We start from the raw sequence: 23376 nt of genomic DNA, 5'->3' as shown, positions 1-23376 counted from the left end.
GAGAAAGTGAACTCAGCTTTGCAAGTAAATCACTTCTCATTTTTTTACCCCTTCCTCAATCAAATTACTCTCGAATATCCCATGTGCTTCTTCCTCTGATAGCTCTTCTAATTGCTTAAGCAGTTCTAGTAATTCTTCATCATTACTGACTTCTGCTTCTTTTTGAATATAGTCTTGAAGACTTACATTCTCCTTACTATCATTCTGCATTTCTTGATTTTTGTTATCGAGCAATTGATCAATCTGTTCTGCCAATTGCTGCACCGTATGAAATATAAATAAATCATGCAATGGTATCTCGATTCCAAAAGCCTCTTTAAGATTGGAAACAGCTTGCGTAGCAAGTAATGAATGTCCACCAATTTCAAAAAACGAATCTTGAATTCCGATGTTTTCCATACCTAAAACTTCATGCCATATCGAAACAATTGTTTTTTCCGTAGACGTACGAGGAGCAATATAACAACTTGCTATCTCCTGCTTCTCTAGTGCTGGTAAAGCCTTCCTATCAATTTTCCCATTAGGAGTGAGTGGAAATGCATTTAATCCAACAAAATAGGATGGAATCATATAGTTTGGTAGTTGTTCCTTGAGATAATCACGCCACTTTTGAGCATCCCCGTCTCCTACAACATAGGCAATCAAACGTGGATCGCCAGGATAATCTTCCCGCACCATCACAATAGCTTCGTTAACTAATGTATGCTTTTGTAATACCGCTTCGATTTCTCCTAGTTCAATCCGGAACCCACGAATTTTCACCTGATGATCAATTCGTCCAACATACTCCAAATTTCCATCCGGCAAATACCTTACTAGATCTCCAGTCCGGTATACTCGCTCGTCTTCTTTAAACGGATGCGTTATAAATCGATTTTTCGTTAAGTCAGGGCGTTTTAAATATCCACGTGCTAACCCTGATCCACCAATGTACAACTCACCAACTACACCAATTGGAACCATTTTTTGTTCAGCACTCAATACATATACTTCTGTATTGAAGATTGGTTTACCAATTGGTGGTACCCTATGCATGACACCCTTTTCTAATTCCATATACGTGGAATACGTAGTATCTTCAGACGGTCCATATAAGTTGAACACCTTCTCAATCGTACTTCTCTCGTATAAATCTTGAACAAGCGGATATGGTAACGGTTCTCCAGCCAAATTCATTACCTTTACTGAAGAAGGAATTGTTTTTGCTCGAACCAGTTCCTTTGCTGCCGATGGCACAGTATTAACCAAAGTCACACCTTTGGTAGACAACTTGTCTAGATGTAGAGCATTTTCAGCGACAATCACCTTACCACCCATCGTTAAGGGAACAAATACTTCAAAAACGGATAAATCAAAAGATAGTGAAGTCGAAGCTAATACTCCCGCTAATTCCTTTCGAGAATACGTATGATGCGCCCAATGAATCATTGTTACTGTATTTCTGTGCTCAATCATTACTCCCTTTGGATTTCCCGTGGAACCTGAAGTATAGATAATATAAGCTAAGTTATCACCCGTCGCTTCACTCGTGCATACCGTAGTAACTTCTTGTTCTATTTCTGCTCGATTACGATCAATACAAATGACGTTGACGAATGTAGGTATAACCATTTTTTGTTGTAACTTTTCCTGTGTCACCAGTACCTTTATTTGAGCATCTTCTAAAATGTACTGCAGTCGACTTTCCGGATACGCTGGATCAATTGGGACATATGCTCCTCCCGCCTTCATAATTCCTAAGAGACCGACAATCATCTCGGATGAACGTGTAACGCAAATCCCAACTAATGATTCGCATGTTACACCATTTTTTTGTAAATAATGTGCCAACTGATTCGAGCGTTCGTCCAACTCTCGATATGTTAGTTCTTCATCTTCGCACACTACTGCAATTGCTTCTGGTGTTTTTTCTACTTGTTCTTCAAACATTGTATGAATCGTACTATCTTCTATATCTATAACGGCTGATTCATTCCATTCCTCTAGTAGTTGCTTATATTCTACTTTTGATAACATATTCAGTTCTGATAGTATACATTTTGGATGAGAGACAATTTGATTTAACCAATGTTTAAAATGACTTGCCATACGTTCAATGGTTGTATCATTAAACAAATCAGTATTATATTCAAAGGTTAGTGATAATCCTTCTTCCGTCTCAGAAGCAAATAAACTCAAATCAAATTTGGCAACAGAAGCATGGCTTTCCATGAGTTCCATTTGTCTTTCAGATAGCTGAAGAAATTCTTGTTTCATATTCTGTAAAGTAAACATAGTTTGAAATATTGGTGAATGACTTGTATTCCGTTCAGGTTTTACGGATTCTACCACTTTCTCAAATGGGATGTCCTGATACTCGAATGCTTTTAGCGCTTTTTTTCTTACCTGCGACAATAGTTCTTGGAACGTGGGATTTCCACTGAAATCAGCTCGATAAACTAACGTATTTGCAAAGAATCCTATTAATCCCTCAATCTCTTTCACATTTCGATTAGCGATTGGGCTTCCAACTATAATGTCGTCCTGTCCTGTATAACGAGAAAGGAAGCTTTGATACGCTGCCATCAATGTCATAAATAAAGTGCATCCTTCTTGCAAACTTAAATCTTTGAGCTTTTTCTGTAAGGAATTCGCCACTATTAAGGACTGACTTGCACCACGATGGGTTTGAACTGCAGGTCGAGGACGATCCATCGGTAATTGTAAAACCGGTAGTTCCCCAGATAATTCTTCCTTCCAATATTGAAGATGCTGATTCAAACTCTCCTCTTTTTGCCATTCCTTCTGCCACATAACAAAATCTGCATATTGGATAGATAACTCCTTCAATTCCACTGGTTTTCCGGTTAGTGCTCCTTCATAAAAAGCCATCCATTCTTCAAGTAAGATTCCCATTGACCATCCATCTGAAATAATATGATGCATCGTACAAATGAGAACCCATTCTTCCCTGTCCACTTTCAATATTCGTGTTCGAATTAGAGGACCTTGTCCAAAATGAAATGGTTCCTCCGCCTCGTTTTGAATAAGGCGTTTCATTTCTCTTTCCCTATCTTCCAAGGAAAGATCTGTTAGATTCGTTTGAGGAATATACCTGAACACATGAGATTGAACTTGTTGAAAAGGTTCACCCTCTTGTTCTAGAATTGTCGTCCTTAATGATTCATGACGCTCCAACAATTGATTCCATCCGACCTCCAATGCTTCAATTGACCATTCACCTGTTAAGCGACACGCTGCATGGATATTGTACATAGCACTATTTGGCATTAATTGATCAATAAACCATAGACGTTTCTGCGCATAGGAAAGTGGGATAACTTCTTCTCGTTTCATAGGTACAAGGGGCGCAACCTCTCGTTTTTTATCTTCTTTTCGTAACTGATCCACTCGTTTCGCCAATGCTTCCACTGTATCGTGCTTGAAAAGTTCACGTAATGGAATTTTAATTTGGAACAGTTCTTGCAATCGAGAGACAATTTGAGTAGCAAGTAGTGAGTGCCCACCACGTTCAAAGAAGGAATCCTGAATGCCAATATTTTCTGTTCCTAACACTTGACTCCAAACCGAGGCAATAAGCTCTTCCGATGGCGTCCGAGGTAGCACATTTAAATCTTCAATAGCTTGCTCATCAGGTGCTGGCAAGGCCTTTCGGTCAATTTTCCCATTTGGAGTAAGCGGGAAATGTTCTAACTCTATAAAGTGCGCTGGAATCATATGATTCGGTAATTGTTTTTGTAAACACTCTCTCCACTCCTCGGTATTTCCATCACTTATTACATATGCAACCAATCGTTGATCACCTGGACGATCTTCTCTAACTAATACGACAGCCTCTTTAATAAACGAACATTTTTCTAAAGTCGCTTCAATTTCTCCTAATTCAATCCTAAAACCACGCATTTTGACTTGGTGGTCCATTCTACCTATAAATTCTAAATTTCCATCAGTTAAATATCTTACTGAATCTCCTGTTCGATATAGTCGTTCCCCAAATCGATATGGATGCGAAACGAATTTTTCAGCAGTAAGATTCGGACGATTTAAGTATCCACGCGCTAAACCAGCACCACCAATATATAACTCACCCTCAATTCCTATTGATTGCAAGCGTTGATTTTGGTCTAATACATATAATTGCGTGTTCTGTATTGGCTGCCCAATAGAAACAAATTCTTGATTAGGCTGAATATCAAATGCATTCACATAAATAGTGGCTTCAGTTGGTCCATAAAAGTTGGTTAATTTCACTTGTCCACTATAATTCCATTTCTGTTGAAATCGTCTAACCAACCCTGAACTTAGTTCTTCTCCACCAGAAAATACATGGCGTACGGACGAACAATTCATGTTCAATTCAATATGATTGAAGTGGTCTAAGAAAACAGATAACATCGAAGGTACAAATTGAACTATAGTAACCTGATGTTGTTTAATCACTTCAGCTATAATAGAAGGATCTTTTTCTCCACCTGGAGGTAGGAAAGATACACTTGCACCAACGTGAATGCCCCAAAACAATTCCCAAACAGAGACATCAAATGAGAATGGCGTTTTCTGCAAGACCACATCCTTTTCAGAAAGCGGATATTTATGTTGCATCCATTCTAGATAATTAATTACTGAATGATGCTCAATCATTACTCCCTTTGGATTCCCTGTAGATCCTGAAGTATACATAACATACGCTAAATTTTCTCCTGTTACACCACTTATGCATGGGGTTGATTCTTCTTTTTCAATTGCAGTGTAATCTTTATTCATACAAATCGTTTCTATTTTTTCAGATACAAACAAATTTTTAGAATTTTCTTCCGTCACTAGTACTTCGATTCCAGCATCCTCTAATATATATCGAAGTCGACTTTCTGGATAAGTAGGGTCAAGTGGAACATACGCTGCTCCTGATTTTAGAATACCTAATAACGCTATCATCATTTGTAATGAACGTTCCATATATACCCCAACTAGAGACTCTGGGCCTACACCATGCTTTTGTAGATAATGAGCTAGCTGATTTGCACGCTTCTCCAACTCTTTATAGGTAATTTGTTCATTTTCGTAACTAGCCGCGATTGCTTCCGGTGTTTTTTTAACTTGCTCCTCAAACATCGTATGAATCATGCCTTCAGCCGAATAATTAAATTGAGTATGATTCCATTCCTCTAGTAACTGTATCTGTTCTTCTTCTGTTAAATGAGTAATTTCAAATAGTTTTGAATCTAGGCTCTTCGTCATCTGAATTAATATTTGCAATAAGTGATTCTGAATCAGATTTATTGTTTCTTCATTAAAATAGCTTCGATCATACATCAACTTTAAAGTAATTTTCTTACCGGGCATTACAATGAGTGTTAAAGGATAATTTGTTTGTTCCGTGCTTGTAACATCTAGTAATCTTAAATCATCATTTCTCTCACCTTGAATTGGATAATTTTCAAACACATACAAGGTATGAAATAAGGAGCTATTTCGCGGAACCTCACTCCAGCCTTGAATATCTATCAACGAATTATACTCATACTGTCTTCGTTCCATTTCTTTCATTTGTATTTTACGAAGCCAATCTACTACTGATGTATTATCCGTTAATCGAATTCTGGTAGGTAATGTGTTAATAAATAGCCCCACCATATTCTCTGCTCCCATTAAATCAGTAGGACGTCCAGCGCTAGTTACGCCAAATACGACGTCACTGTCACCGCTATACCTACTCATCAAATAAGCCCATGCACCTTGTACTAACGTATTCAACGTTAATCGACTATTTCGTACCCACTCTTGTAACTTCTCAGTAAGTTTCTCAGATACTTGATAAACACACTCTCCATAGCCCTTCTCTTGTCCTTGATCCTTTCTTTCCATTGCTAATGGCGTAGGTGCATAGAACCCTTTTAATTCTTCTTTCCAAAATTCCTCTGCTTGACTTTGATCTTGTTTATTTATCCACTGGATATATTTTTTATAAGGAAGAGATTTAGGAAGAGTCAATAATTCTCCCTTTATCATCTTGAGATAAACTTCCATCACTTCACTAAAGACCAATGATACACTCCATCCATCTAGCAAAATATGATGATGTGTCCAAATAATTCTCGTTTCCTCTTTTGCTTCTTTAATCGCAGTGACTCTCATCAACGGTGCTTCATCCAATAAAAATCCTTTTCTACGATCTACATTCAAAAACTGTTGTAATTTCTTCACCCTTTCCTCATGTGGATAGGTGCTCCAATCCTCTTGATGAATAGTAAAAGGAAGACGTTGGTAAACCGCTTGTAGTGGCTTTTCTACTTCCTCCCATACAAATACTGAACGTAAAACCTCATGTCGATTAATAACATATTCCCAAGCCTTTTCAAAAGTATCAACATCCAATTGCCCCCCGAGCAAGAAACCTACTTGTACAATATAGGAAAAAGAATGTTCATCATCTTGATCGTATAAAGTATGAAACAGTATTCCTTTTTGCAAAGGTGATAAACCATATATATCAATAACGTCTCCCATTTTTACACCCTCTTCTTTGTTAATTTAAGTAATACTTTGCTCAAGCTTTCTTCCGTAAGATCCTCTGCATCAGCAAAATCTGATACCGTAAAAGCAGACTCTGTTGTTGGTTTATTTATAAGTTGACGAAGATGCCTCAACATACCATCTGCTATCACTTGAATTTTTAATTTAGAAAACTGTTCCCTACTATACATCCAAATAAAATGTAACTTTTCATCTTTCACCATTCCGATAACATCAATTAGATGAGATGGTTTGGAATCTGGAGCATGATCTAAAAATGTAAATCCTGTCTCTTGCATAAACAAAGAGTCCCTTGAAAACACCTGATCAAATTGGCCCAAATAGTTAAAGCTTATTGAAGGCTTTTGCTGATAAAACGGAAGTAATCCTTTATTCAAGTAACGTAAAATACCATAGTCAACTCCGCGATTTGGGATTCGACGCAATTGCTCTTTGACTGCCTTTAACCCTTCAATAGGTGTCTGAGTTCCTTGAAAATTGAGATGAACGGGATAAATACTCGTGAACCAGCCCACTGTCCTTGATAAATCAATACCTTCAATCATCTCTTCTCTCCCGTGTCCTTCTAGATGAATAGAAACGGTTTGCTGATTTGTACAATCGACGATAGCTTGTCCTAATGCCGCCAATAATACCTCATCAATCCTTGTCTTATGAGTGACTAGAACTTCGTGAAACAATGCTTGTGTTTCTTCTATTCCTAAAGTCCTCGTCACTTGATCAATCGATTCTTCTGTCGTTTCTTGTATTGGATAGTCCATTGGAATTTTCATCGTTGCTTTTTCTACTTGTTCATTCCAATAATCCTTTACTTCTTTTGAAATACCCGAATCACTGTATGTCTGAAGTCGTTCAGACCATTCTTTAAAAGATGTACTTTTCGCAGGTAAGCGAATTTCTTGACCTTGTTTCATCTGGTTATATACCACCTGTAAATCTTCCAATAGAATCCTCCATGACACTCCATCTACTACTAAATGATGTATCACCCAGAATATTCGATCATTTTCAGTCAAGTTATCTTCAAAGTACACTACTTTCATTAACGGACCAGTAATTAAATTGAAACTAGCTTGATGAATATTCATCTCTTCTTGTATTATTTTATTCCACTCTTTTTCATTAACTTGATTCCGTTTTACAACATGGAGTACTGACAGCTCATCAGTCCCTTCATTTCTCTGCCTCCACGTTCCGTTTGGTAACTGTTCGTACCGGAAACGTAAAGCATCATGATGTTTCAGTAAATTTAATATCGCTCCCTCTAGTAATTTCACATCCAATCTTTCTTTTACTCTTAAAAGCATTGATTGATTCCAATGCTCTGTATGTGGATGTTCTTGCTCGAAGAACCAGCACTGAATTGGAGTAAGAGGCACATCACCTATCACAATTCCCTGCTCCGCTTGTACTCCCTGCGTTTCTATAGCCACTTGTGCCAGCTCAGCGATAGTTGGGCATTCAAACATTTGCTTTGGAGTAAGTTTTAACCCCACTTGACTTGCTTGAGATATGATTTGAATACTGAGAATCGAGTCGCCACCAATTTCAAAGAAATTATCATAGATTCCCACCTTTTTAACACCTAATACTCTCTTCCAAATGGTAGTTAGTATCTGTTCGTTACTATTCCGAGGGCCAACACATTCACTATTAATCTGCGTTTCCTCCGGCATAGGTAAGGCCTCACGATCAACTTTACCGTTAGCTGTAAGTGGAATAGCTTCCATCGCCACAAATCCCGCAGGAACCATATAACTTGGTAGTTTCGCTTTAAGATACTCTCTCCACGCATCTACATTTCCATCTCCTACAACATATGCTACTAATCTTTTATCACCCGGCTGATCTTCTCTTACAATTACAACTGCCTCTTTTACATATGCATATGTATGTAAAGTAGACTCAATTTCCCCAATCTCAATTCTGAAACCACGTATTTTAACCTGATGATCAATTCTTCCACGATAATCTAGATTCCCATCTGGCAAATACCTCGCTAAGTCTCCTGTCCGGTATAATCTTGCTTTCGGATCACTACTAAATGGATGAGATATAAAACGCTCTGCTGTTAATTCAGGTCTATTTAAATACCCACGTGCCAATCCTGCTCCACCAATATAAAGTTCACCATCAACACCTATAGGAACAGGTTGTTGATAAGCATCTAGTATATACACTTCTAAATCGGGAATCCGCTTTCCAATATTACTTCTTGAAGCATGCTGCACATCATCTAAAGTAATTGGATAATATGTAACATGAACTGTAGTTTCTGTAATTCCATACATATTAATTAACTGTGGTTTTTTCTCCCCATACCTTTTAAACCACGGTAACAAGCTAATAGGTTCTAACGCTTCTCCGCCAAATATTACGTAACGCAGCTGCAAATTTTTATTCTTATCTTCTTGTTCACACACTCGTATTAATTGTCGAAATGCGGAAGGTGTCTGATTTAGAACTGTGACTTCTTCCTCCACCAATAATTGATAAAAATCCTTAGGTGATCGACTAATCCAGTACGGAACAACAACTAATTTTCCACCATATAATAATGCTCCCCAAATTTCCCATACTGAGAAATCAAATGCATACGAATGAAAAAGCGTCCAAGTATCTTTTTCATTAAATTGATACCAACAATCCGTCGATTTAAATAACCGAATGACATTGTGATGCTCTATCATAACGCCCTTTGGATTTCCCGTTGATCCCGAAGTATAGATTACATATGCCAGATTTTTGGGACCGACATCAGAAACAGGCAAAGTCTTACTTTCTTTCCCAATCTCATCTTGATCACGATCCAGGAAAATCGACTTAACATTTTCTGGTAAACATTTCAATTCTTTTAAACTTTCTTGCGTTACGAATAACTGAATGCTAGCATCTTCTAGAATATATTGAAGTCGCTGCTCTGGATATGTTGGATCAAGTGGAACATAAGCCCCACCAGCCTTCAAAATTCCTAAAATACCTACAATCATTTCGAGGGAACGTTCAACACACAGTCCAACTAAAGTATCAGGTCTTACTCCCTTTTTCTGCAAATAATGAGCTAACTGATTTGCGCGTTCATTAAGCTCCCTATAAGTAACTTTTTCTTTGCCATACGTAACTGCAATATCGCTTGGATAGTTCAACGCTTGCTGTTCGAACAATTCATGAATAGTTACTTGAGATGGGAAATCCAGCTTAGGATTGTTGAACTCAACTAAACTTTTTCTTTTATCTTCATCAGAAATGATTTCGATTTCAGCTACCTTCTGCTTTGGTTTTTCAAAAGTGTTTTCCATTATCGCTAACATCACGTTAAAAAACCGTTTTATCTCTTCCTTAGAAAATAGCTCCTCACGATAATCAATATGTACATGTAAAGAGTCAATATCAATTAGATTTTCAATATGCACTGCAAAATCTTGTACCTCTTCATGGTTTGGAATCCATAGTGAGTCACCACTTTCATCGCGATCCCTATAATCAATCGTAGTTCCGAAAAGTCTCACATTACTATTATTCTCTTTATTAATCTGCTTTAACAACAAATCAAATGGATATTTCTGGTGTCTCAATAATTTGCTTTGTTTTCTGGACACCCTACTAATAAATGAAAGTACTTCTTCTTCTGGATCAATATCCATTCTTAAAGGAACTGTACTCACCATCATTCCAATCAATTTTCGTTCCATTTTAGTCATACGGTTGCCGTAAGCCATTCCTAAACCAATATCAAGCGATAAAGTCCACCGATACATGGACAACGAGAAAGCAGCAACAAAAAAAGTGTATAAACTAATTTTGTAATCTTCAGAAAATTTTTCTATCTTTCTCTTCAAATGCTCCGTTAATATAAATGTCTCACGTGATGCTTTGGTACTAACTTGGTACGTATTATAGGGCTTCAATCCAGTCACAGATGGCAGTGTTTTAAATTCCTCTAACCAGAATTTTTGATCTTTTTGAAAGCGACTACTATTCAAGTATGTTTGTTCATTAGTCAGGAATTGAACATATGAATTTTTAATTTCGCCTTCCTCATTCTCGTTATGCATTTCATAATAATATTTTGCAATTTGCTCAGTAAATATTTGAATTGATAAACCATCCATAATAATATGATGAACATTTCCAAAGACTGCACATTCATTATCGTTTAATTTTATTAAAGCGAAATAGTATAAATTTGAATTAAATAATGTAAACGTTTCTTTTGTTTTCTGCTCAATCCATTCCTCAAGCAAATTTGTATTCTCCACATTACTGAAATCAAAAAACTCAAATTCTTGTTCTTCATGTTTAATAAAATATTGTTTTGGTTCCTGATGCCCATTTTCTTTTAACCTAATGCACAGACCGTCATTTTCACTGATAACGCGATTCACAACTTGGTTTAATTTTGAATAATTCATTTTCCGATGAAGTTTAAATAAAAATCTTAAATTACATATTCCTTTATCAGAATGAATAACTTCTGTATACCATATTCTTCGCTGCGGATGGCTTAATGGATAACATTCCTTATTGGTCATAAAAATCTCCCCTTCAAAAATTATTTGCTCTTATAGGTTCGTGTTTATGTTTAGCCCATAAATATTTCTGCAGTGAAACTCCAATTACTCCAATAATAACAAGCCCAACCCCTCCATAAACATAGAGTTGAGTTACTCCAAACAAATGCACTAATGGGCCACTCATAGCAGGAGAAATAATTAGAACTGCGTTTGTTAAACTGCTTTGAATACCAAATACTCTTCCTACTTGATCTTGATCGGATTCTATTTGTAAAATGACTTGATTAGATACAAGCATCAGCCCACTTCCAATACCAGCGATAAAACTAATTAAGTAGGCCAAAACGAAGACCGTACTGGGCGTTATCAAACCGATCCCGCCAAAACCAATTCCCATTAAAACCATACCTCCACATACTACCCAGCCATATTGAAATTGTTTTAATTTCTGAGTTAGTAATGCACCAAGTATTCCGCCAAGACCAATAATAGAAATGATATATCCCATTTTACTTTTATCATGTGGGAATAAGCTCTTAAATAAAGTTGGAAATTGTGAGTCTACTAATTGTAATACTGCCATGGCTATTGTAACGAAAATCATAGTTGATAATATTATCCGATTAGATAACACATAACTCCATCCTTGTACCCAAGCGGTCCAAGTACTTTGTTTTTGCTTTTCAACAAATTCTTTCGATATAGTTTCTTTAAATTTTATTGTGGGTATCAGAACTAAGGTAGCTAATAAACAACTTATAGCTCTTATAATGAGGCAGAACTCTGGTTGAAACCAACTCAGCAACATCCCCCCTATAAGCGGGCCTACTATTTTGGTACCCTGCTCTACTATTCCGTTGATACTTACTGCTTTAGTAAGCAAATCCGGGGATACAATCTGTCTTGTTAGTGTTTGCTGTGCAGGATAATAGAAAACAATAAAAATGGAACGAATCATTAATGCTACTAAGAGCCAGTGGATATCTTGTACAAATAAAAGAGCAATCGTTATTAGACCAACCATTAGATTACAGAACATCATAATTGGAATTTTTCTAAAACGATCTGCAATAACACCTGCCCATGAGCCAAAAATAATTCCTGGAAGTGCGTATGCAACAGGAATCAATCCAATCATAGTAGGATCTACTTCCCATTCAAATCCAACTATAGTCATAATCGCTAACATATCAATAAAAACACCAAGCATAAGCAATGAATAAGCAGAGAAAACTTGTAAATAAACCCTATTTCCTAATAGACCTTTTGAATCAGTAGTTTTCATAAAAGCAAGCTCCTTAGGTTACTAATATAAACACCTTTGCGTATAAGGTACCCCTTTATTAAACCTAATTAATCATTATAAAGATTTCATCTAGAATTTAACTTCGTCAAAACCTAGACTAATCTCAAGGTTTCTCATATTTTAAATAGTCTGATAAATAAGAGTGCACCTATTTCTTCGTCTTTATATCAACTGTTACAAAATAGACCTTTACCTTAGTTAAACATTACCTTAATATAACCATTTACAGTTGTTTGCACATTCAATTCACATCCTTTTTAAAGTTGGCTTTTTTCTATCTCAAATACTATCACACAAATATTTCACCTACTATATTCATAAAGTTGAAATATTTGAATCAGAAAATTCGGATAAAAAACCAAATCCACAAATCATAACAAAACTATTATTTAGTTATATTTTCATTTTATAGATAGCTTTAACCATAGGGATATTAAGAATAAAGTTTTTTAATTTTATTAACATAATAGTTTATAGAGACTATAAATCCTACTAAATAAAAAGATACATATACATTAAAGTATATGTACCTTTCTCTATCCTACATATTTTCTATTCAAATTAATTCCAATAACTAAAATAGATATTAAAAATATAATACTAACAATTACTAATGCACTCATAACAAAGATTGAATCATATAGTATTGAACCTATACATTTACTACCTATTTAATCTATTAGACATTACTGCTTCAAAAAAATTACACATTATACACAATCGGGATAAATCCCTAAAATATAATTTGACTATATTATTATATAATGTTGTTATGAATCTCTTGTAAGATATAATATATTTTACGCTAATGTATCATCAGTTTTTCTATAAAAGAACTTAATTTTTATGTAGTACGAATTTATTTAGTAATCTAATATATTAATTTAGGTATAAGAATGTTTAAAGATCACCTATTTCCGTAGGTGATCTTTTCTTGTAATTCTGTATTTGTACACTACTTTAGAAATATATCGTAGATACGCTTTGTTTGCTAAATGTTTAGTTCTTTCCATTTATTAAAAAACATAGCTTAAATACAATTAATATCATATTTGTTAAATTACAAACTATTATTTTGTCTTCTGTACAGGCAAACTACTAAAAATCAATTCAGCAACTTTTACATATCCTTTTGAGTTTGGATGAATTAAATCCTTAGACCAAAGCGTATTGTCATTAACTAAATGATGATTCCAAAAATCAACATGATGAAGCTTATACTCTCTGCTCAGTGAATGTATAACTTCATTTGCCTCTAATAATTGTTCTTTTATTACTTGTTTTTTTTCAGAAGCAAAAGGAAGCCTAACTGTAAAATCAGGAAGGTTTGCTATAATAATATCAGCCCCTGCTTTACTTAATGTATCTATCATAAATTCCATATCGTTCTTATATGCATCATGATTCCAACGTCCTTTTAAAACATCGTTTGCCCCTGCAATGAGACTAACCAAATCTGGATTAAAAGTTAACGCCTTTTCTAATTGCTGCAAGCGAATTTCTTCAGTTACTAACCCACGCTTTGCAAAATTGGCATATTCTATATCTTTTTCACACAGTTGAACAAAATGATCTACCCAGCTTTTTAATGCAATTCCCTCAACTTCATCCCCTATCCCCTCTGTAAAACTATCACCAATTGCTACAAATCGCTTCCACATATGTATTCCCCCTTTATTGTTAAATATATCTATACTATACAATAGCTCACACCGTAATTGTTATTTCTAAGTGGTTTTCGATTTCAATTATATTCCACTTTACTATATTTACATTTAGAATCCAAAATTGACCGATTCCCAAGTATACTAAGGAATCGGTCATATTCGTATATTTACTAAAGAAATAAAATCTCCCTAGGAATTATACTTTTTTTCAAAAAAATTGTTGTTCTTTGTTTTGCCCAGTTGATACATTTCTTTTCGATTAAATGATACAAAACTATAGAAAAAAGTAGTGTCATTGCAATGCACAAAGTAAGAAGAAAAAATTACACCCTGACATTCCAAGCTATCCACATAAGAATCTATAGTGCTTTGAAACCTTTTGTTTCAAACTAATATTTAGTTGTATCCTATAAAATTAGCTTTTTACTATATCAATCGCACGATCCCACATACCACTAAAAAAAGATCCTGTTTTACGTATAAAACGTGTAAGCCAATTTGCTTGTTCCACATCAGATTTTGTTACAAGGTCTATTTGTAATGAATTACCTGATAAGAACCCAGGATCTGTATTATCTTTAGACGAGATAATCATTTTACTAATTGTTACACCTTTTTTAATAGGCGCTTCTTGTTCCGTATTCGATACTTTAAATTCTTTTTTATAAATGTCTTTGTTGCCCTTCGGCATTGGAAGCGAAACAGCTTGTTTCATTTGAACTACTACATCTTTTTCTTTTGCATTTGCTACTCGAACTGTTTCATGCCCTTTTACTACTGAATCTTTTCCGTAGACATTCTTCACTTCAAAATTCGCAAATCCATAATCGTATAATTTCTTTGTTTCATCAAAACGTGCCGTATGAGATTTTGCTTTTATCACTACAGAAATTAGGCGCATACCATTTCTTTCTACTGTACCAGTGAAACAATCTCCCGCTTCTGGAGTCGTTCCTGTTTTCAAACCATCTACACCTTCATATTGCTTAATTAAACCTTTTAACATCCAATTAAAGTTCGCCATATCAATTGGATATTTACCACCCTCTTGAAATGTTTTTTTAGGAATTTTTGCTGTATTTAATATTTGGGGGAAATCTTGAATAAGACGTTGTGCTAAAATTGCACAATCCCTTGCAGACATTTTATTTTTCTCGTCTAGAGTTGTCCCTTCTAGATGATATCCTTTTAAATCTTGATTTGTTAAGCCGGTAGAGTTTACAAGCTTATAATCTTTCATACCAAACTCTTTTGACTTATCGTTCATCATTTTTACAAAATTGACCTCTTTACCAGCAATCTGTTCAACTAAAGCAATTGTTGCACCATTTGCAGAGTAAATTGCCATTGCCTCATATAACTCTTTTACCGTATAAGAGCCACCATTTTCTAATGGAACATTTGATAGTGAACGATCTTGCGAAATCTTATGTGCATATTCAGAGATTTTAACTTTTTGATCCCATTTAAGTTTTCCTTTATCCACCGCTTCATGAACTAAGTATTCGCTCATCATTTTTGTCATACTAGCAATTGCCAATGATTCATCTGCATTTTTTTCATATAAAATTTTTCCGGAATTTGCTTCTATTAAAATTGCTGATCCTGCTTCAACGTCTATAGCAGGAACTGTTTCCGCTGCTGCTCTTCCAATTGTAACGACCATGCTACAAAATATTGTAAGCACTGTTACTATTGCAATAACTCTCTTGCAAAACATACCTTTCACTTCTGTTACCTCCAATTTCTTTGTACTTAAAAAGCGTTATTCTAACATAATCCCGCAAAAAAATAGACAGTGTTCTCAAATTGTATATACATATAAAACGTTAGAATCGCTTTCATATAGACCATCTCATCCGACACTTTTAGGTGCGCTAATACTTTGTATTTCCACACATATCCTTATTTTTAATCCCCTTATATTTTTCAAAATGATTCACACTTTCATATTTTTTAGGATTACAGTTAATAGACAATCTAAATAATACATTTGTTCCACATTTACAAAAAATAAAAAACTACACCCTATACTGGATGTAGTTTTTCTAACTGATTTATTTATTTTTCACTTCATTTTTATAAAAAGCAAATAATGATTCGATGGATGGACTAGATAACAGCGGAATTGCCTTCTCAATCAATTTCCTATCCCAATCAAACCAACGCATTTCCATTAACATGTTTATTTCTGTATCAGTGAATCGTTTCTTTATTTCCTTAGCAGGATTTCCACCAACTATTGTATACGGCGGAACATCTTTACTTACGACAGATCCTGCAGCAACAATTGCACCTTCACCAATAGTAACGCCAGGCATTATTATAGCATTCATTCCAATCCAAGCATCACTTTTAATGACTGTATCTCCCTTAGGTTCATATGATTGTTTAATTTGCTCAGCGAATGGATATACTGTAATCCATTCTGAGTGATGATTATGATTACCACCCATTAAAATGACTACCCCACTTGCAATGCAAACATAATTCCCAATAATGAGTTTGTCAAGGTGCCATCCCATCTGTTCAATTGGATTGAACAGTGCTTGGGACTTAGCATCTCCCCACAAATACCTTACACAGCCATCTTCAAAATTTTGATGACTATAATACCCTGAATAATAGGAGTACTCTCCTACTTCAATGAGTGGATTTGTTACTATATCTTTTATATACTTTGTTTCTGACCAATGATTAAATAATGGATACTTCATAACTTTATTCCTCGCTTCTAAGTATAGTAGATTTTATAATTTACTTAGAAGCTTACTACGACTGCTACATTTTTTAGCTTTCTCAAACGACGAATCATTATCTTCAAGCCTTTCTTTTATACTAGAAAAAGCATAACGCAATACATTACACTAGTCAAATTGTTTAATTTTGAACACATCTTAAACAGTGTAATACTGCAATAACAACATGAAAACAATCTAACTTCGATACAAACACTATATTCATTACATTTAGTTCATATTTTGTAAAAAAATCTTAATTGCCATGACAAAGCAAACAATAACCACTATTGGTCGTATTAATGACGTCCCTTTTGTAAGCACCATCTTCGCCCCAATATATGACCCTATAATTTGACCAAGCATCATAATCAATCCAATTGTCCAATCGATTTGGCCAAAAATAATAAAATACAACAAAGCAGCGAAATTACTAGTAAAATTCAAAATCTTAGCATTTGCAGTTGCCCGTGTAGCACTATATCCACATAAAAGAATGAATGCTAAAGCAATCAAGCTACCTGTTCCTGGGCCGAAGAAACCATCATAAAATCCCACTAACGGAGCCACTGTTAACGCAAACAACAACATACTTATTTTTCTCGGTCGATCTTCGTTTGCTATATTTGGAGATAATAGAAAATAAATGCCAATAAAAACAAGTAAAAAAGGTAATATCATAATTAGATATTCTGCTCGTATCTGTAAAACAAGCCATCCACCCAAAACTGATCCAAAAAAGGTCATTAAGATGGACAAACGCATTTCTTTAAGATTAATTTCTTTCTTCTTAATAAAAAACACTGTCGCCATGAGAGTTCCGCTACTCCCTTGCAGTTTATTAGTTGCTATCGCTACAGAAGGAGACATACCTACTAATAACATTATCGGGATAGTTATCATACCACCGCCTCCAGCAATCGTATCTATCCACCCTGCTATTACAGCTACTAAAAATAGTAATATGAGTAATTCAATAGTAAAATCCATACAAAGAATATGGGAAGGCTTGAGCTATTATACTCCAAACCTCCCCATCGTCCCTCCTCTCTTTAAACTAGTTAATAATATCTGTAAAGTAACTTTCTTTCTGATCACGTAATCGGCTGGAAACGTATTGCCTGCAAACAATTCTTCTTCCGTATTTATTATTTCCAATCGGGATTTTATATTCTTCCCCAGATAACCTTTCCCTACCATGAGTTACATTTGTTTGTTTACCATAGTATGAATTTGGTATAATTAATAAATCTTCAGATGTAAGTGGAACCTTATAAGTAGGCGTTGTTCGTAAGAGTTCTAAAAACATGTCAAATTTCAATTTTTCTTCTTCACTTTCTCCCACATAAATCAATCTATTTTCTGCTCCATTCAAACAAGTTGCAATAATATCACCATTATCATCTAAAAATATAATTTGGTTTATTTCCCCTACAAATCCAGATATTTCACCATCAGCCATTCCTGCGATATGAGCAATAGGCATTTTACTTATCGCCAATATGTCATCTTTATTGAAGAAATTTTCTTCAAGATGCTTTTGAAGTAATTTTGGGGTTCCAATATGAGTTTGAGTTTTTAAATTTAACACTCCTTTTAATAAAAGAGCATCAACTCTAGTAAATTTGCCACAAGTAATTTCAGACACTATTCGTTCCACGGATTTATTAAGTCTATTTGATACAATTTCTAAATTCGTATTGAATGTATTCAATCTCGCTTCAATATCTGACTGGTCTTTCATATCTGTATACACTGTGGCATCGTTATGTTGATAAAAGTTCCCGCCACCGGTGCTTGCACCGACATTTCGCAAAACTTCATCGTTGTTTAAAGGGGAAATGAGATGAAATCTATTTTTCCCTGCATGTTCGGATGGATGAATTAAAGCATCATAATTAAAAAGTGTGGCAAAAAGCCATGTCACCCATTCTGCATAAAAATATTTTTTCATTCTATCGTTTTCGTCTTCACCATAATTAAAACCTTTGCGATTTTCTCCAGGTAATAGGGTTTCCATAGGATCACATGGAGTATTTTTAATAAGAGTAGGCGGTACGTTCCCACCACAATTCGCTACTTTTATCATATGTAGTAGTTTTTTTATATCTGAATTCGGAGTTTCCATTGAGTATTCAATCAAACAAGTAAGCCACTCTTTTGAAAAATATGCTGCTATTTCTTGATCACAAGTATAGGGATTATGGGTTTTCAATTCATTGTCTATCAAACTCTTCATTTTATCATTCAATACATTAGGAATAGTAATTTCTTCAATTTCCGTAATCTGCAGTATTCCTTTATTCATTATAAAACCTCCGTTGTTTTATTTTTTACACCCTATCTTCTATTAAACAAACTATCCACTTCTTTTTTACTCCTTTACTTTTCGTCAGAGCTATTAGAATTACCGATTTACAAATAAAAAACGTGGAGTATAAGAGATTTCTTCTTAGTTACATTTCCCCCACGAACCTCCATTGATTTGGCAAATTTAATTTGAAAATCTGATTCATTTTCATACTTTACTTTCAAACTATGTTTATATGATTTTCAATTCAATTAAGAGTATTTCATTTTCTAAAGTTTTCCTAATTTTAAAATCAGAATTTTCAATACAACTATGTTAACATTAAAAATATAACACGAAACAAAAAAATGTAAATAAATAGTTTTTTTATAAAAAATAGTCAGACTATTCATAAGGTAATCCGTATTTCATTGAACCAACTACGGCCTCTCAATTTTATTGATAACAATAAAAAAGCCCCCTAAATGAATAGAGAACTTTTTCCAAGTATATTCTATTTTAAAGTTCTTACTTACCTTTTACTTTAAAAGATATTGCTGTAACTTCTTTATTAACAGTTCCATACCGTTTGGACTTACGATAATCTTCCCATTCGCTAACGAAATATTGCTGTCTGAAATATCTCCTGTAAGTGCACAAGCTCTTGGAGATTGATATTTTCGTAAAATAATCTGCTCCTCTTCTATAAACATTTCAAGAGAATCTTTTTCTACAATTCCTAAACTCCGTCTTATTTCCATTGGAATAACAATACGCCCCATACTATCTGCTTTACGAGTAATTCCTCTTGATTTCATAAAATGCCACCCTTTATATTTATCTAATATTACGGTATTTATTTTAGCAATAAACAACAATTAGGAATAGTTCGTATTACAGTACTTTTTTAGGAATAAATAACAATTAGGAATAGTTTATGTTAGAATTCTTTCTCGTTTATTTTTGATTTTTAATATATTTTTCCTTGATCATTTTTATATATTGTTTTCTCTCTGTTAGTTCAAATATAAATAATGCCTTTTTTATGTATGTTAAACCAACTTCATTAGAGTGCTGAACTTTTAATAAAATTGCACCTTTTTCAAAGAATAATTCACCTAATAAGTATAAAGTATTCATATTTATGGCTAATTTTATACCTATTTCACTATACTTTATCGCTTCTTCATATTGATTTGCAAGGTGTAAACATTTTGTTAACGTATGAATGAGTCTTAATTTGATTTCTTTTTCTCTAGGGAATTCTATCTTATTAAAATTAATTAAACTTTGTTTTAATATATTTATGCTTTTCTCATACTCTTCATTTTCTGCATGTATTATAGCGATTGAATTCATTATGCTTATTTCTTTCTCTGATAAAAAGTTACTACTACTTAAAGTTTGTTTTAGTGCTCTATTTAAAATGTCAAAAGCATTAATTGTTGCTCCATTTACATAATATATAGCAATCGCTTCATGCCATAATAGAAATTGTTTATCTTCTTTTGATTGGAAATTATTTTCGTTTTTCTCTTTTTTCACTATTTCGTAAAGCTCATTATATTCTTTTTGTTTCACACAATCTCTCATTACACATTTTACATTTTCAATATATTTTATTTTTTTATTTTTAGTTAGTGCAAATATATAATTTGGATCAATACCAAGTCTTTCAGATAATTGATACAACAATATGCTAGATGGATAAATAATACCTTTTTCTATCTTACTAATTTGACTTTGTGAACATATTCCATGACATAATTCAGATTGTGACATGTTTTTTTTCTTTCTAAGTTCTTTAATAATAATACCAAGATTGTAGAATTCCATATTTCCTCCCTCAAATGTAACACTTTATGAGTATAAGAATATTTTCCAACTTTTAATGTAATGTAAAATTAATATAGTTATAATTACTAATTATATGGATTTATAGTTTCTTTTACAAACTTGTATCACAATACGAGAAATTATTAAAATATGGTTCACTAATAATTAAGGGGAGTTTTATCCCCCCACTGATTATTAGTCCACTCCAGGCAGGCTTTTACAGGGAGTCCGACTTCTTTGCCACATCTAAATTTTGAGGTGGAAGTCTTACTACCCGCAAATAGCCGGATTAAAATAAATATGATTTTTCACCTTTATTTCTTTTAATAGTTTCTTTTGATTTTTATATAAATAATTTCGAAGGAGCGTATTTTATGAAAAGAATGTTGACCGAAAGAGAGTTAGAAGTGGCTATTTATGTAGCAAAAGGATATACAGATGCAGAAATTTCCAAAAAAATATATGTTACCCCTCGAAGAATTTCAACGATAATTAATCATATTAAAGAAAAATGGCATATTAATTCTAGAGTGGAATTAGGTATTTTAGTTTATCATTATGGTTTTATAGATGCACCCTTATTTTCAAATAAAAAAATTCAACTATGTAAAAAGGTTGTACAATAGATAGCGGAATATAACGAGTTTAAATTGCAAATAAAAATATAAGAGCAGACATACTTTTATTATTTGGTTTACTCCATCACTTTTTATATACACTACTAGGTTTCAAACAGTAAAGATGCCCTAATGCTACCATTAATCCTGTTCCCTATTCAACCTTGTATAAACAAAAAAAATCAGACATTCTCACTATTCAAAACCAGTTACAATTCTCTCTTTCATTTTCTGTATTACTTCACTGCTCAATACTTTTTGACCAGCAGGAAGTTTTAATATGGCAGCGGCACCTTTACTAAGGTATATTTCTTGATCATTATTTTGATTTACTACCAATATTCCTTGCCCTTCAAATTCGAAATAACTAATATCTTTTGTTTCATTTGTATTATTTTTTATTGCTTTATATAATCCATATAAATCTTTACTTTTATTTTCTCCGCCCGTTCGAATCGGTTCAATATCATTCGCAACAATTAGTCCTTCTGGCTGCTCACCCTTCATAATAAACCATAGCTTTTCATTTGTTGGTAATAGTAAATGCTTAAATTCAGAGCTATTTAAAATTTGCTGTGCTGAAATTGTTTCATAGATTGGTAACGAAAATGGAGATGTTGTTATTTTTTCAAAACTTAAATTTTCAGAAGAACTTCCCTTACTATATTGATAATCTTTTAATGCGATCGATTGTACTGATTCACTTTTATTTTTTGATGCATAACTAATTTTACTAGCGAAAATAATAACGGTCATTAAGCACATGCACGGTATCACAAGCTTAAGTAGTTTTCCCATTTATGAACCCCCGCTTTTAATATTATTAGTTTGCATGGATATTATAAACAGTTTCACTCCACCAAAAATTATTATTGTTATGGAACGTACTGAAATTATGATTATAATGATCACCATACCAAGGGTCCATGTACGTTATATAATCTGTTCCATTTGTCCCTTTATAAAATCCATCAAGTACTAGAAAGTGTCCGATGTTAGCTCCATTTTGCCACATAATGAGTGCAATCATCGGCTGATTACTATTAATTTGACTTTTGAACCAATCATACGATTTTGCTCCAGAACTTATAGCTGAGCTAACCCCATATCCGGATAATCCATATTGTATTTCACGTGAAGTTGCAGGATTATTATATGATCCACCCTTAACATACCTAACGTACTGATCTTGTGAAGGAGTTTTCCCAAAATAATTTAAAACTGAAACCGAAGTGCCTGCCCAACACCAATTTGACCTTTCTTGTAATATGTTAGGTACAGATAATTTACGATCTATTGATGTATTTGGAGGATTTCCATTAATATACGCTGACGTTACATATACTTTTTTTCCATCTTTAAAATAATAAAACCAACGATTATCTAAATTTCCTGTCCAATAATCTTTAACCGTTTCACCATACTCCCATCCTTTAAAAGATACTTTTGTATTTCCGGGAATCACATCTACAATATTTGCATTTAAACTTTTTGCCTCTCTAACATTTACATTCAATGGAGCTGTTGTTCCTGAAAATTCAACTTCTTCTGCTATTATTTTCTGAACACCAATAAAACTAAATGTGAAAAACAATAAAAACATACAAACAATAAAATGCTTTCTTTCCTTCATTTCTCCACCCCTTCATCAGTACTAAAAAACATCAACAATTCATCCTTATTAATTGTTCAAGCTTAATATTACATACTAACGAAAAATGACTTCTCATAAAGTGAACCTTTAATCAGTAGTGGTTTTATTCATCCCCCACTGATTATTATTTAAACCAATCGGGCTGCCCGGCAAATAGCTTGATAAATTCCAATACAAAAAAGGAGCCTATAAATTTTTATAGGCTCCTTTTTATTTCGTC

13 protein-coding genes and 1 pseudogene are annotated in these 23376 nt (G+C 33.8%); 1 reads left to right on the top strand and 13 read right to left on the bottom strand.

All coding sequences use genetic code 11. The annotated features are described in order from the left end of the window. Positions 1-36: 36 nt before the first annotated feature. The 11 genes and pseudogenes from BAQ53_RS11615 to BAQ53_RS11565 all read right to left on the bottom strand — a co-directional run bounded on the left by BAQ53_RS11615 (position 37) and on the right by BAQ53_RS11565 (position 20885). Complete coding sequence (locus BAQ53_RS11615; RefSeq protein WP_208906865.1) at positions 37-6507, bottom strand: non-ribosomal peptide synthetase; 6471 nt, start codon at positions 6505-6507, stop codon at positions 37-39. Between the two features lie 2 nt (positions 6508-6509). Beyond that, positions 6510-11066 carry a non-ribosomal peptide synthetase gene (locus tag BAQ53_RS11610; RefSeq protein ID WP_208906864.1) on the bottom strand — a complete coding sequence of 1519 codons (4557 nt, stop codon included), beginning with the start codon at positions 11064-11066 and terminating at the stop codon, positions 6510-6512. 13 nt (positions 11067-11079) lie between these two features. After that, positions 11080-12333, bottom strand: a complete 1254-nt coding sequence (locus tag BAQ53_RS11605) for an MFS transporter (protein WP_000858617.1) — start codon at positions 12331-12333, stop codon at positions 11080-11082. 1091 nt (positions 12334-13424) lie between these two features. Next, a complete protein-coding gene (locus BAQ53_RS11600; RefSeq protein WP_046946293.1) occupies positions 13425-14015 on the bottom strand; it encodes an SGNH/GDSL hydrolase family protein in 591 nt (196 codons plus the stop codon). Positions 14016-14191: 176 nt separating this feature from the next. Beyond that, positions 14192-14344: pseudogene (locus tag BAQ53_RS11595) on the bottom strand (acyltransferase family protein); the annotation flags it as partial. 92 nt (positions 14345-14436) lie between these two features. Next, entirely contained in the window at positions 14437-15750 is a 1314-nt protein-coding gene (locus BAQ53_RS11590) for a D-alanyl-D-alanine carboxypeptidase family protein (RefSeq protein ID WP_046946294.1), read from the bottom strand. 328 nt (positions 15751-16078) lie between these two features. Continuing rightward, the gene (locus BAQ53_RS11585) at positions 16079-16738 is read right to left on the bottom strand and encodes a CatB-related O-acetyltransferase (RefSeq protein WP_000876936.1); all 660 of its coding nucleotides are present in this window, start codon (positions 16736-16738) and stop codon (positions 16079-16081) included. A gap of 252 nt (positions 16739-16990) precedes the next feature. Beyond that, entirely contained in the window at positions 16991-17749 is a 759-nt protein-coding gene (locus BAQ53_RS11580) for a TSUP family transporter (RefSeq protein ID WP_046946295.1), read from the bottom strand. Between the two features lie 67 nt (positions 17750-17816). After that, positions 17817-19067 (bottom strand): hypothetical protein, encoded by a 1251-nt coding sequence (locus BAQ53_RS11575; RefSeq protein WP_046946296.1) that lies wholly within the window; start codon positions 19065-19067, stop codon positions 17817-17819. A 521-nt stretch (positions 19068-19588) separates the two neighbouring features. Further along, on the bottom strand, positions 19589-19867 hold the full coding sequence (locus BAQ53_RS11570) for an AbrB/MazE/SpoVT family DNA-binding domain-containing protein (protein ID WP_000842217.1): 279 nt from the start codon (positions 19865-19867) through the stop codon (positions 19589-19591). 139 nt (positions 19868-20006) lie between these two features. Beyond that, complete coding sequence (locus tag BAQ53_RS11565; protein ID WP_000397975.1) at positions 20007-20885, bottom strand: helix-turn-helix domain-containing protein; 879 nt, start codon at positions 20883-20885, stop codon at positions 20007-20009. A gap of 374 nt (positions 20886-21259) precedes the next feature. Between BAQ53_RS11565 and BAQ53_RS11560 the strand changes: the two genes are divergently transcribed. Further along, positions 21260-21511, top strand: a complete 252-nt coding sequence (locus BAQ53_RS11560) for a response regulator transcription factor (protein WP_000827560.1) — start codon at positions 21260-21262, stop codon at positions 21509-21511. A 186-nt stretch (positions 21512-21697) separates the two neighbouring features. On the opposite strand, the gene BAQ53_RS11555 is transcribed toward BAQ53_RS11560, so the two are convergent. Together BAQ53_RS11555 and BAQ53_RS11550 are read right to left on the bottom strand one after the other, a co-directional pair. Next, positions 21698-22300, bottom strand: coding sequence for a hypothetical protein (locus BAQ53_RS11555; RefSeq protein ID WP_000517278.1), 603 nt, complete (start codon positions 22298-22300; stop codon positions 21698-21700). A 25-nt stretch (positions 22301-22325) separates the two neighbouring features. Then, a complete protein-coding gene (locus BAQ53_RS11550) occupies positions 22326-23135 on the bottom strand; it encodes a C39 family peptidase (protein WP_000664545.1) in 810 nt (269 codons plus the stop codon). Between the last annotated feature and the right edge of the window lie 241 nt (positions 23136-23376).

Origin of the sequence: Bacillus sp. B25(2016b) (assembly GCF_001679765.1) — a bacterium.
GTDB classification, from domain to species: domain Bacteria; phylum Bacillota; class Bacilli; order Bacillales; family Bacillaceae_G; genus Bacillus_A; species Bacillus_A thuringiensis_K.
This window is presented reverse-complemented; position numbering and strand designations above follow the sequence as displayed.

What these genes read in the sequence shown, in the direction of transcription:
- BAQ53_RS11615 (WP_208906865.1), bottom strand. Translation starts at nt 6,507, where the DNA reads ATGGGAGACGTTATTGATATATATGGTTTATCACCTTTGCAAAAAGGA.
- BAQ53_RS11610 (WP_208906864.1), bottom strand. Translation starts at nt 11,066, where the DNA reads ATGACCAATAAGGAATGTTATCCATTAAGCCATCCGCAGCGAAGAATA.
- BAQ53_RS11605 (WP_000858617.1), bottom strand. Translation starts at nt 12,333, where the DNA reads ATGAAAACTACTGATTCAAAAGGTCTATTAGGAAATAGGGTTTATTTA.
- BAQ53_RS11600 (WP_046946293.1), bottom strand. Translation starts at nt 14,015, where the DNA reads ATGTGGAAGCGATTTGTAGCAATTGGTGATAGTTTTACAGAGGGGATA.
- BAQ53_RS11585 (WP_000876936.1), bottom strand. Translation starts at nt 16,738, where the DNA reads ATGAAGTATCCATTATTTAATCATTGGTCAGAAACAAAGTATATAAAA.
- BAQ53_RS11580 (WP_046946295.1), bottom strand. Translation starts at nt 17,749, where the DNA reads ATGGATTTTACTATTGAATTACTCATATTACTATTTTTAGTAGCTGTA.
- BAQ53_RS11575 (WP_046946296.1), bottom strand. Translation starts at nt 19,067, where the DNA reads ATGAATAAAGGAATACTGCAGATTACGGAAATTGAAGAAATTACTATT.
- BAQ53_RS11570 (WP_000842217.1), bottom strand. Translation starts at nt 19,867, where the DNA reads ATGAAATCAAGAGGAATTACTCGTAAAGCAGATAGTATGGGGCGTATT.
- BAQ53_RS11565 (WP_000397975.1), bottom strand. Translation starts at nt 20,885, where the DNA reads ATGGAATTCTACAATCTTGGTATTATTATTAAAGAACTTAGAAAGAAA.
- BAQ53_RS11560 (WP_000827560.1), top strand. Translation starts at nt 21,260, where the DNA reads ATGAAAAGAATGTTGACCGAAAGAGAGTTAGAAGTGGCTATTTATGTA.
- BAQ53_RS11555 (WP_000517278.1), bottom strand. Translation starts at nt 22,300, where the DNA reads ATGGGAAAACTACTTAAGCTTGTGATACCGTGCATGTGCTTAATGACC.
- BAQ53_RS11550 (WP_000664545.1), bottom strand. Translation starts at nt 23,135, where the DNA reads ATGAAGGAAAGAAAGCATTTTATTGTTTGTATGTTTTTATTGTTTTTC.